The 11696-nt window shown below is 60.5% G+C and carries 12 protein-coding genes and 2 rRNA genes; 10 read left to right on the top strand and 4 right to left on the bottom strand.

The features are described 5' to 3' along the window. Window positions 1-90, top strand: a 5S ribosomal RNA gene (rrf, locus tag ACQ4WO_RS22875); the annotation flags it as partial. Between the two features lie 302 nt (window positions 91-392). Then, window positions 393-505: ribosomal RNA gene (gene rrf, locus ACQ4WO_RS22870) — 5S ribosomal RNA — on the top strand. A gap of 61 nt (window positions 506-566) precedes the next feature. Here the strand turns inward: rrf (ACQ4WO_RS22870) and ACQ4WO_RS22865 are convergent. From ACQ4WO_RS22865 to ACQ4WO_RS22850, 4 genes are all read right to left on the bottom strand, one after another. Then, window positions 567-911 (bottom strand): DUF1840 domain-containing protein, encoded by a 345-nt coding sequence (locus ACQ4WO_RS22865; RefSeq protein ID WP_092716690.1) that lies wholly within the window; start codon window positions 909-911, stop codon window positions 567-569. A gap of 181 nt (window positions 912-1092) precedes the next feature. Beyond that, window positions 1093-1638 (bottom strand): hypothetical protein, encoded by a 546-nt coding sequence (locus tag ACQ4WO_RS22860; RefSeq protein WP_436483360.1) that lies wholly within the window; start codon window positions 1636-1638, stop codon window positions 1093-1095. A 68-nt stretch (window positions 1639-1706) separates the two neighbouring features. Continuing rightward, entirely contained in the window at window positions 1707-3227 is a 1521-nt protein-coding gene (locus ACQ4WO_RS22855; RefSeq protein WP_436483359.1) for a YifB family Mg chelatase-like AAA ATPase, read from the bottom strand. A gap of 111 nt (window positions 3228-3338) precedes the next feature. Then, a complete protein-coding gene (locus ACQ4WO_RS22850) occupies window positions 3339-3587 on the bottom strand; it encodes an accessory factor UbiK family protein (protein WP_128141223.1) in 249 nt (82 codons plus the stop codon). 270 nt (window positions 3588-3857) lie between these two features. On the opposite strand from ACQ4WO_RS22850, the gene ACQ4WO_RS22845 reads away from it, so the two are divergent. The 8 genes from ACQ4WO_RS22845 (at window position 3858) to ptsP (ending at window position 11648) form a co-directional block, all read left to right on the top strand. Continuing rightward, window positions 3858-4625, top strand: coding sequence for a TorF family putative porin (locus ACQ4WO_RS22845; RefSeq protein ID WP_436483358.1), 768 nt, complete (start codon window positions 3858-3860; stop codon window positions 4623-4625). A gap of 11 nt (window positions 4626-4636) precedes the next feature. Then, window positions 4637-4975 (top strand): P-II family nitrogen regulator, encoded by a 339-nt coding sequence (locus tag ACQ4WO_RS22840; protein WP_010393464.1) that lies wholly within the window; start codon window positions 4637-4639, stop codon window positions 4973-4975. Window positions 4976-4986: 11 nt separating this feature from the next. Continuing rightward, window positions 4987-6525: an ammonium transporter gene (locus ACQ4WO_RS22835; RefSeq protein ID WP_436483357.1), complete on the top strand. Its 1539-nt coding sequence runs from the start codon at window positions 4987-4989 to the stop codon at window positions 6523-6525. A 204-nt stretch (window positions 6526-6729) separates the two neighbouring features. Then, complete coding sequence (gene gshA, locus ACQ4WO_RS22830; protein ID WP_436483356.1) at window positions 6730-8028, top strand: glutamate--cysteine ligase; 1299 nt, start codon at window positions 6730-6732, stop codon at window positions 8026-8028. 97 nt (window positions 8029-8125) lie between these two features. Continuing rightward, window positions 8126-9094, top strand: a complete 969-nt coding sequence (gene gshB, locus ACQ4WO_RS22825; RefSeq protein ID WP_436483355.1) for a glutathione synthase — start codon at window positions 8126-8128, stop codon at window positions 9092-9094. A gap of 2 nt (window positions 9095-9096) precedes the next feature. Then, a complete protein-coding gene (locus ACQ4WO_RS22820; protein WP_070301592.1) occupies window positions 9097-9501 on the top strand; it encodes a PTS sugar transporter subunit IIA in 405 nt (134 codons plus the stop codon). Between the two features lie 90 nt (window positions 9502-9591). Beyond that, complete coding sequence (locus ACQ4WO_RS22815; RefSeq protein ID WP_010393142.1) at window positions 9592-9861, top strand: HPr family phosphocarrier protein; 270 nt, start codon at window positions 9592-9594, stop codon at window positions 9859-9861. A 44-nt stretch (window positions 9862-9905) separates the two neighbouring features. Further along, window positions 9906-11648 (top strand): phosphoenolpyruvate--protein phosphotransferase, encoded by a 1743-nt coding sequence (ptsP, locus tag ACQ4WO_RS22810; RefSeq protein WP_436483354.1) that lies wholly within the window; start codon window positions 9906-9908, stop codon window positions 11646-11648. The last annotated feature ends 48 nt before the right edge of the window (window positions 11649-11696 follow it).

Here is an 11696-nt window from a genome sequence, read left to right as displayed (position 1 = left end):
CCCACCCCTTCCCATCCCGAACAGGACCGTGAAACAACTTTGCGCCGATGATAGTGCTGCAACCAGTGTGAAAGTAGGTTATCGTCAGGCTTGTTATTCGCAGTAGAGAGAAACCCGATCAGCATGCTCGGGTTTTTTTTCGTCTGATGGTTTTGTTGGGCGCCGCGGGTGCTTGTCGGATTACGCGCGTAGCGCTAATCCGACCTACGTCCGTTTACAGCCGGCCAGGTCGGTAGGTCGGATTAGCGTAGCGTAATCCGACAACATTGTTGGCATTTTCGTGCCGATGCCGGCTTACGCGCTTGTGCGTCAAGCTGACTTACGGTATAATTCGCCTCCTCAGATCAGACGACTTGCTGCCCCGCTGGGAGCAGGTTGTTGAAAAAGTTATGCCTGATGACCATAGCAAGTTGGTCCCACCCCTTCCCATCCCGAACAGGACCGTGAAACAACTTTGCGCCGATGATAGTGCTGCAACCAGTGTGAAAGTAGGTTATCGTCAGGCTTGTTATATAAAAAAACCCCGCTAGGTGCGGGGTTTTTTTTCGTCTGCAGCGTTCATCGGATCAGATGCCCCAGGTGATGCTTTCATTTTCCGCCTTGGCCGAGCGCAGCATTTCCATCAGCGGATAGGCGCGCTGAGAAAAATGCACTTTTTGCGCGCGCGCATGGGCGCCCGTTTCGCCATCTTCCAGGGTTTCCGGCGTATGCACATCGTGTTCGATGTCGTTTTCCGGATGCAGTTTGCTTTCCGCGACTTCTTTTTCCAGCAAGGCCAAGGCATCGCCCGCTTCCGCTGGCGTGATGACGCCGCGCGTGGGGTTCTTGTGCAGGATGTCGAGGATACGCTGGGCATGTTCCTGATACATCAGCACTTCAGGGGAAGATTTGGATTTGAATGAGATCAACATAAGCGCTTTCTGAAACTTGTTGTTAGTGTCGAAACAATATCACGACTTGAAATGTCGCACAGGCCGTCCGTTTGTCCGGGATTGCATATTTGCAAGCCGGATAGAGCCATCTGTTGGACAACGCACGTATTTACAAGAGCTCGCTTATCGTGAAAACACCCGTTTAAGCGATCGTTAAGTCTCAATCCAGTTTCACCGAGTCCATGAAAGTGTCGATGGTGTCACGCGACAGCTTGCTTTCTTCGCCGAGAATGATGATCTGGAAGATACGTTTATCCTGCGCCACAAAACGGCCGACCAGCAAGACAGGCTTGCCTTGCTGCGTGCCTTTGGCTTCGATGCTGAGCGAACTGCGCTGGTGCGTTCCGGCAGCCGTGCTGCTGGCCGCCGATGCGGATTTTTCGCTGCGCACGGTGCCGTTGATGTTTTTCAACAGGGCAGTCTGCATGGCGGGCAGGGCCGCTTGCGCCTGTTCTGCGCTGTCGAGTACGGCGCTGCCGATGGCGAAGGTATTGCCATCGACTTCGCTGGCCGTCATGGTCAGGCTGACTTTCTTGCCATCGAGATCGACCTCGCGCGTCAGCACGGCGGGCTTGCTTGGAAACAAGGCCGTGAACTGCGCATCCGGACTGCGATAATCGCGCCAGTCGAATTTCGGACTACAGGCGGACAGGACGCTGGCGGCCGCGAGCGTAGCCAGAAAGAGGCAAAGTGATGGTTTTTTCATCAGCAGATGGTAGCAGCGCCGCCAGCCACGCGCAATCGCGCACGTGTGGCCCTCGCTCACTGGCCGGCTTATATTTCACGCAGTACGCGCCGGTACTGGATCGCTTCGGCGACGTGCGCTTGCATGATGACGGGGCTGCCCGCCAGGTCCGCGATGCTGCGCGCCACGCGCAGTACCCGGTGATAGGTGCGCGCCGACCAGTGCAATCGCGCCATGGCACCATGCAGCAGCTGTTCGCCATGCGTTTCAAGGCGACAATGCTGTTCGATTTCCGTGCTGCTCAGGCGCTGGTTCGCTTTCCCCTGGCGTGCCAGCTGCAGGGCAAAGGCTGCCGCGACCCGCGTGGCGATGGCTTGCGTGCTTTCGCCTGCGCCTGCGTGCCGCCCCAGCGCCGCCGGTGGCATGGCGGCCACTTCAATCTGCAGGTCGATACGGTCGAGTAGCGGACCGGACAGGCGGCTGTGATAACGGAGCACGGCGTCTGGCGTGCAGCGGCAGCGTCCCGAAGCATGGCCCAGATAACCGCAGGGGCAGGGATTCATGGCGGCGATCAATTGAAAGCGGGCAGGAAACTCGGCCTGGCGGGCTGCGCGTGAAATGCTGATCACGCCCGATTCCATGGGCTGGCGCAGCACCTCGAGCACCCGGCGCTGGAATTCGGCGATTTCATCGAGAAACAGCACGCCGCAGTGGGCCATCGAGATTTCTCCCGGGCGCGGCACGTTGCCGCCGCCCACCAGGGCCACGCCGGACGCCGTCTGGTGCGGAGCACGGTAGGGGCGCCGTTTCCAGTGTTCCACCTTGAAGTGGCCGCCCAGCGAATGCACGGCGGCCGATTCCAGCGCTTCTTCGTCGCTCATGGGCGGCAGCACGCCAGGGAAGCGGCTGGCCAGCATGGTCTTGCCTGCGCCCGGTGGCCCCACCATCAGGACGTTATGGCCGCCCGCCGCCGCTACCTCGAGCGCCCGCCGCGCCTGCTGCTGCCCCTGTACGTCGGCAAAGTCCGGATACGCAAAAGCGGGTACGGCCAGCATGGGCTGATGGCGTTGCAGGGTGATCCGGCTGGCGTGCGCGGCAAAATGCGCGCAGACCTCGAGCAGGCTGTGGGCGGGATAGATGCAGGCATCGCTGACGAGAGCCGCTTCGTCCGCGTTCGCCTGTGGCAGGATGAAGGCGCGCGGTGCGCCTGACTGGCTGCGCTGCATGGCAAAGGTCATGGCCAGGGCGCCACGGATGGGGCGCAACTGGCCCGACAGCGACAGTTCGCCAGCGAATTCGTAGTGGTGTAATTGGTCGCTCGGCAACTGGCCGGAGGCGGCCAGGATGCCCAGCGCGATGGGCAGGTCGAAGCGCCCCGATTCTTTGGGCAGGTCGGCCGGCGCCAGATTGGCCGTGATGCGCCGCGCCGGCATCTCAAAGCCGCAGTTTTGCAGCGCGGCACGGACGCGGTCGCGCGATTCCTTCACTTCCGTATCCGGCAGGCCGACAATCGTAAACGAAGGCAAGCCATTGGCAAGGTGGACTTCGACACTTACCTCGGGCGCTTCCATGCCGGCCAGGGCGCGGCTTTTCAGGACGGCCAGACTCATCAGACTCCCCTGTGGCGCGGGCGCGGGCAGGATCAGTCTAGCGCATGGAAGGCCCTCGGGCTTGAGCTATGCCAGCAAGGCCGTCAATATCGGCGCCTGGCTGGCGGCACCTTACGCCTTGCTATCGTTCAGGCGCGTTTCCAGCTCGATCAGGCGCAGTTCCAGCGCGTCCAGCTTGGCGCGGGTCTTGGCCAGTACTTGCGCCTGGATATCGAATTCCTCGCGCGTGACCAGATCGAGGCGGGCGAAGCCCTGGGTCATCATCGATTTCACGTTTTTCTCGATATCCTTGGCTGGCGAGTTTTCGATGGCTTGATGGATCTTGCCTTGCAAGTCGTTAAAGAAGGTATTCATGTCCATGGTCAGTCCTTTTATGGTGCGGCCTGTGCATCGCACCATTGCGGTGCACAGCGGCGTTAATCTGGTGCGAAACTGGGCAAATTCACAATGCTTCAGCAGCCCGTACCCGCATGCCCAGAGGCTTGGAGGGTATGTATGGCCGGAAACGCACCTGTCAAGGTGGCAATGTAGCTGGCACGTATTCTGCTAAAGAAGGTATGAACGCTTTGTGATCTCCAGCCAAGATTTTAAACCTCAACCGCTTTAAAAGTTCAATAAAAGGGAATCGCCATGAAGAATCTGTCCAAGAACATGACTTTAGCTGCAGCGTTGACGCTGGCCATGACCGCCTTGTGCGGTAGCGCCATGGCCCAGGATGCAGTGGCGGCGCCTGCTGCAGCCGAGGCCGTACCTGATAACGTGGTGAGCTACAACGTGGCGCTGACCAGCGACTACCGCTACCGCGGCATCTCGCAAAGCCGCTTGAAACCGGCCATCAGCGGCGGTGCCGACTATACCCACAATCCGACGGGTTTGTACGTCGGTACCTGGCTGTCGAGCATCAAATGGATCAAGGACGGCGGCGGCGATACCAACCTGGAATGGGATGTGTACGGCGGCAAGCGTGGGGAGATCAGCAAGGATTTTACCTATGATGTAGGCGGCCTGTACTATTTCTATCCCTCGAATGGACTGAGCACCAATGCCAACACCTTCGAGCTGTACGGCCAGCTCGGCTATGGCCCGATGTATATCAAATACTCGCATTCGACCACGAATCTGTTCGGTGTTGCCGACAGCAAGAACAGCGGTTACCTCGATGTGGGGGCCAACGTCGAGGTGCACGATGGCTACATGCTGAACCTGCATGTCGGACGTCAGAAGGTCGAGCACAACGATTCCCTCAGCTACAGCGATTACAAGATCGGCGTGACCAAGGACTTCGGCATGGCGACCGTTTCCCTGGCTGCCGTGAAGGCCAACATCACGTCGCTGGCACCGAATGGCAAGAATCTGGCGAAATCCGGTCTCGTGTTGACCGTATCCAAAACCTTTTAAGCGAGACTGCCATGAAAATGATTACCGCAATCATTAAACCGTTCAAACTGGACGAAGTACGTGAAGCCTTGTCGGCTATCAATGTGCAAGGCATTACCGTTACCGAAGTCAAAGGTTTCGGCCGCCAGAAAGGTCACACGGAACTCTACCGTGGCGCCGAGTATGTCGTCGATTTCTTGCCAAAAACCAAGATTGAAGCGGCCGTCGATGACGCCATTGTCGACCAGGCCATCGAAGCGATCGAAGGTGCCGCGCGTACCGGTAAAATCGGCGATGGCAAGATTTTCGTCTACAACCTGGAACAAGTCATCCGCATCCGTACCGGTGAAACCGGTAACGAAGCGCTCTAAGGGGAATATCGATGCGTAAAAATATAACAAAATTGCTAGCTGGGTTTGCCTGTCTGTGTGCGTTTGGCGTCGCCGCGCCGAGCTTTGCCGATGCTCCCGCCAAAACGGAGGCGGCCACGACCACGGCCGTCGCCGCCCCCGCCGTCACGCCGGTGGCTGACGCAGCAGCACCGGCTGCCGCCGCTCCGGCCCCGGCCGCTGCAGCGCCAGCTGCCGCGCCCGTCGCCAACAAGGGCGATACCAGCTTCATGATGATCAGCACCTTGCTGGTGATCTTGATGACGATTCCCGGCTTGGCCCTGTTCTACGGCGGCCTAGTGCGTTCGAAAAACATGCTGTCGGTGCTGATGCAAGTGTTCATGGTGTTCGCACTGGTCATCGTGCTGTGGTGCATCTACGGCTATTCGATCGCCTTCACGGAAAAAACCGCCTTCTTCGGTGGCTTCGACCGCCTGTTCCTGAACGGTATCTGGGATCCGGCCAAGGGCACGTTTGCCGCGGCCGCCACCTTCAGCAAGGGCGTCGTCATTCCCGAGTTCGTCTTCGTCGCGTTCCAGGGCACGTTTGCCGCCATCACCTGCGCACTGATCGTCGGCGCCTTTGCCGAGCGCGCCAAGTTTTCCGCCGTGCTGGCCTTCGTCGTGCTGTGGTTCACGTTCGCCTACCTGCCAGCGGCCCACATGGTGTGGTTCTGGACCGGTCCTGACCTGATCACCAACGCCGCCACCTCGGCCAGCGAAGCCCTGAAGGCTGGCTGGATCTGGCAAAAAGGCGCGCTGGACTTCGCTGGCGGCACGGTGGTGCACATCAATGCCGCCGTCGCCGGCCTGGTGGGCGCGATCATGATCGGCAAGCGCGTCGGCTACGGCCGCGAATCGATGGCGCCGCACTCGCTGACGATGACCATGATCGGCGCATCCTTGCTGTGGGTGGGCTGGTTCGGTTTCAATGCCGGTTCCTCGCTGGAAGCGGGCGACGTGGCTGCGCTGGCCTTCGTCAATACCTTGCTGGCCACTGCCGCCGCCACCCTGTCGTGGGTATTTGGCGAGTGGATCAGCAAAGGCAAGCCATCGATGCTCGGTGGTGCATCGGGTGCAGTCGCCGGCCTGGTGGCGATCACCCCGGCGGCCGGCTTTGTCGGCCCGATGGGCGGCCTGGTCATCGGCTTGCTGGCCGGTGTCGTCTGCCTCTGGGGCGTGAATGGACTGAAACGCCTGATCGGCGCCGACGATTCGCTCGACGTGTTCGGCGTGCATGGCGTGGGCGGCATTCTCGGTGCCTTGCTGACGGGTGTGTTTGCTGCACCACAATTGGGCGGCCAGGGAATCTTCGACTATGTCACCAACAAGATGTCGGCGGATCCGTATTCGATCGGCCACCAGGTGTGGGTGCAGGCGCAAGCGGTCGGCACCACCATCCTCTGGTCTGCCATCATTTCCGTCATCGCCTATAAACTGGTCGACATCGTCATCGGCCTGCGCGTACCGGAAGAAGAAGAGCGCGAAGGCCTCGATATCACGAGCCATGGCGAGCAAGCGTATCATGGCTAAATAGTCATTATCTGGCATGCCAGCGCCCCGGCGCGGCATGTCCGGCTGGAAAAGGCGCCTCATTGAGGTGCCTTTTTTTCGTTGTGGGAATGTAAAAGGTCTTTAAAACAAGGCTTTTGCCCCGATTTGGGGTACTTACACGGTAATATAGTCGGCAGTTCTGTGTGCTTTTTTGAATACTGCACATAATTTAAGGATGTAACTATGGTTCCCCATCTCGTCACGGCCCTGACCGGACCGCTGCTCGACCTCGAAAAAAAGATTCTGGCCGCGACGCCGGCCATTGAGCGCTGGTTTCGCATGGAGTGGCAAGAGCACACGCCGCCCTTCTATTGCTCGGTAGACTTGCGCAACGCCGGCTACAAGCTGGCGCCCGTCGACACCAATCTGTTCCCTGGCGGTTTTCACAATCTGGCCACGGAAATGCTGCCCCTGTCCGTGCAAGCGGCCATGGCCGCCATCGACAAGTATTGCCCGGACGCCCGCAACCTGCTGATCGTGCCGGAATTGCACAACACCACGCCGCAGTACCTGCAAAACGTGGCGCGATTGATGCAGATTTTCCGCCAGACGGGGCTGCACGTGCGCTTCGGCTCGTGGTCGCCCGAGATTACCCAGCCCACGCCGCTGGCACTGCCTGACGGCAACATGCTCGTCATCGAGCCGCTCGTGCGCCTGAACAACGGCCGCCGCCTGGGCTTGAAGGATTTCGACCCGTGCACGATTCTGCTGAATAACGACTTGTCGGACGGTATCCCCGACATCTTGCAAAATATTCATGAGCAAAGTCTGCTGCCGCCCTTGCACGCGGGCTGGGCCTTGCGCCGCAAGAGCAACCACTACACGGCTTACGATGAAGTGGTGAAAAAATTCGGCAAGATGATCGATGTCGATCCGTGGATGCTCAACCCCTTCCACGCCAAGTGCAGCGACGTGAATTTCCAGGAAGGCGAGGGCGAAGATGCGCTGGCCGCCAGCGTCGACGTGCTGCTGGCCAAGATCCGCAAGAAGTACAAGGAATACGGCATCAAGGAAAAGCCGTTCGTCATCGTCAAGCCCGATGCGGGCACGTATGGCACGGGCATCATGACGGTGCGCGACGCCAGCGAAGTGCGCGACCTGTCGCGCAAGCAGCGCGAAAAAATGTCCATCGTCAAGGATGGCCAGCTGGTGACCGACGTCCTCATCCAGGAAGGCGTGCCCACGTTTGAAAGCATCAAGGATGCCGTGGCCGAGCCCGTCGTCTACATGATCGACCGCTACGTGGTGGGCGGCTTCTACCGCGTGCATGCTGAAAAAGGCGTGGACCAGAACCTGAACGCGCCAGGCTCGCAGTACGTGCCGCTGGCGTTTGCCCAGCAACATGCCGTGCCGGACTTGAAGGCCAAGCCGGGCACGGCCGCGCCGAACCGCTTCTATGTGTATGGCGTGGTGGCGCGCCTGGCCTTGCTGGCCGCGTCGCTGGAAATGGAGCGTACGGACCCGAATCCCGAGGTGTATTGAGCCCTCGCTGCAGCTCGCCGGGCCCGGTGACTACCGCGCCTGGCGATCTCGGCTAGAATCAAGCATTCCTTATCCAGGCTCCCCGATTGGACGCACCATGAAAATTGCATTCCTTGCCGACCCGCTGGCAGGCTTCAAGACTTACAAAGATTCCACCTTCGCCATGATGCGCGAGGCGGCCAAACGCGGCCATGCCGTGTATGCCTTCGAACAGAAGGACATGGCGCTGGAAGAGGGCATTGTCACGGCACGGGTCAAACACATCGAGCTGACCGGCGACGAGCACGACTGGTACAAGGTCGTCTCGACCGAAGAAGTGCGCCTGTCTACCCTGGACGCCATCATCGAACGCAAGGACCCGCCGTTCGACATGGAATACGTGTACGGCACGTATTTGCTGGAACTGGCGGAAAAGCAGGGCGCTTGCGTCTTCAACAAGCCGTCCGCCATCCGCGACAACAATGAAAAGCTGGCCATTGCCCAGTTTTCCGAATTCACGTCGCCGACCCTGGTGACGTCGGACGAAGCGCGCCTGCGCGCCTTCCACGCCAAGCACCAGGACGTCATCTTCAAGCCGCTCGACGGCATGGGCGGCACGGGCATCTTCCGCGTCAAGGCCGATGGCCTAAACCTGGGCGCCATCATCGAGACGCTGACGGACAATGGCGCGCAGACCATCATGGCGCAGCGTTTCATCGCCGACATCGTCAAGGGCGACAAGCGTATTCTCGTCATCGGCGGCAAGCCGGTGCCGTTTTCGCTGGCGCGCATCCCGCAGGCGGGCGAAGTACGGGGCAACCTGGCCGCCGGCGGCACGGGCGTGGCGCAGCCATTGACGGCGCGCGATCTGGAAATCGCAGAAAAGCTGGGCCCGATCCTGGCCGCGCGTGGCCTGATGCTGGTAGGATTGGACGTGATCGGCGACTATCTGACGGAAGTCAATGTCACCAGCCCGACCTGCTTCCAGGAAATCATGCAGCAGACGGGCTTTGACGTGGCAGCCATGTTTGTCGACGCCGTCGAGCATGGCGTTGCGCAAGCGCAGCAGCGCCAGAAGGTGAAATGACTATGGTAGGGATTTTGCTCATGACACATGCACCGCTGGGACAGGCGTTCATCGCCGCCTGCGCGCATGTGTTCCGGGGGCCAACGGAACGGTTTGAAGCCATCGACGTCGTCGCCGACCAGGACCTGATGGAAGTGCAGAAACTGGCGTCGGAAGCCATCTGCCGCCTCGACGACGGTTCCGGCGTACTGGTGATTACCGACGTGAAGGGCGGCACGCCGTCGAACTGCTGCAACAAGCTGGCCGATGCGGGGCGGGTGGAAGTCATCGCCGGCATCAGCCTGCCGATGCTGCTGCGCGCCATCACGTATCGCCGCGACACGCTCGACGTGGTGGTGGAGATGGCGCTGGCCGGTGCGCAAAGCGGCGCCGTGCGCGTCGATAACCGCATTCGCGTGGGCGAGTAAAGCGTGACATGGCCGCCGCCCTGAAGGCGGCGGGTTTTATAGCAGGGCTGGCAACAATGCAGTGCATTCAGGGATAGAGACCATACAAAAATGATTCAAAAAGAACTCGAAATCATCAACAAGCTGGGACTGCACGCACGCGCCTCCGCCAAATTTACCCAGCTCGCCGCCAAGTTCAAGAGCGACGTCTGGCTGACCCGCAACGCGCGCCGCATCAACGCCAAGTCCATCATGGGCGTGATGATGCTGGCCGCCGGCAAGGGCGCGAAAGTGACCCTGGAAGCAGAGGGCGATGATGAGCAGGCATGTGTCGATGCGTTGACCGCCCTGATTAATGACAGGTTTGGCGAAGGCGAGTAATGCCCGCCGAACGCAGCCGCAGCCGCATTCCGACAGGTCAACCCATGGCATCTTTCACGCTCCACGGCATCCCGGTTTCCCGCGGCATCGCCATTGGCCGCGCGCATCTGCTGGCGCCGGCCGCCCTTGACGTCAAACATTACCTGGTCGCCCAGGAACAGATCGAAGCCGAAGTGCAGCGCCTGCAAAGCGCAATCGCCACCGTCCACAAGGAACTGCAAACCTTGTGGAACGAGCTGCCCAAGGATGCGCCCACGGAGCTGGGCGCCTTCATCGACGTGCATGCGCTGATCCTCTCCGATCCGATGATTTCCGAAGCGCCGCTCGACATCATCCGCAAGCGCCACTACAACGCCGAATGGGCGTTGCTGACGCAGATCGATGAATTGTCGGCCCAGTTCGACGAAATCGAAGACCCCTATCTGCGCGAACGCAAGGCCGACATCCAGCAGGTGGCCGAACGCGTCTTGAAAGTCTTGCTGGGCACGGAGCAGCTGCTGCCCAAGGCCGCGGCCGAGGATGAATTGATGGCGCAGATGATCGTCGTCGCCCACGACATTTCGCCGGCCGACATGCTGCAGTTCCGCGACCGCTCCTTCATCGGCTTCATCACCGACGTGGGCGGGCAGAACTCGCACACTGCCATCGTCGCGCGCAGCCTCGATATTCCCGCCGCCGTCGGCATGTCGCAGGCATCGATGCTGATCGACCAGGACGACTGGCTGATCATCGACGGCGACGCCGGCGTCGTCATCGCCAACCCCAGCCCCCTGGTGCTGGAACAGTACCGCGAGCGCCAGGTGGCCATGCAGCGCGCGCGCAAGAAGCTGGGCAAGCTGAAAAAGACGCCGGCCGTGACCAAATGCGGCACGCCCGTCACCCTGCTGGCGAATATCGAATTGCCCGAGGATTGCCCGTTTGCGCTGGAGTCCGGCGCCAGCGGCGTGGGCCTGTTCCGTTCCGAATTCCTGTTCATGGGCCGCGCCCACAAGATTCCCACCGAGGACGAGCAGTTCGAGGCTTACCGCAACACGGTGCAGTCGATGAAGGGCCGCGTGGTCACCATCCGCACGCTCGATATCGGCGCCGACAAGCCGCTCGACCAGTCCGACCATACGGCCCTGAATCCCGCGCTGGGCTTGCGCGCCATCCGCTATTGCCTGGCCGAGCCGCAATTGTTCCTGACGCAGCTGCGCGCCATCCTGCGCGCCTCCGCCTTCGGCAAGGTGCGCATCCTGATTCCGATGCTCGCGCATGCGTTCGAGATCGACCAGTCGCTGGCCATGATCGCGCAAGCGAAGGCCAGCCTGCGCGAGGAGGGCGTCAAGTTCGACGACGAGGTCGAAGTGGGCGCCATGATCGAGATTCCCGCCGCCGCGCTGGCCTTGCCCATGTTCGTCAAGCGCATGGATTTCCTGTCGATCGGCACGAATGACTTGATTCAGTACACCTTGGCCATCGACCGTGTCGACTACGAAGTGGCGCATTTGTACAATCCGCTGCACCCTGCCGTGCTGCAACTGATCTCCATGACGATCGCCGCCGGCCACAAGGCGGGCATCGACGTGGCCGTCTGCGGCGAAATGGCGGGCGACGTGAAGCTCACGCGCCTGTTGCTGGGCATGGGCTTGCGCGAGTTTTCCATGCATCCGGCCCAGCTGTTGGCGGTCAAGCAAGAGATACTCAACAGCGACCTGGGCCTGATTGCGCCACAAATGCGCAAAATTATGCGTTCCATGGAACCAAATGTGATCGCGGAAGCCGTCCAGCAGCTGCAGCTCATGTAAACTGTCACCTTATCGGCATCAGGACACCTCGCGCGTGGCAAGAGGTGT

Origin of the sequence: Janthinobacterium aestuarii (assembly GCF_051380835.1) — a bacterium.
Lineage (GTDB): Bacteria > Pseudomonadota > Gammaproteobacteria > Burkholderiales > Burkholderiaceae_D > Janthinobacterium > Janthinobacterium aestuarii.
This window is presented reverse-complemented; position numbering and strand designations above follow the sequence as displayed.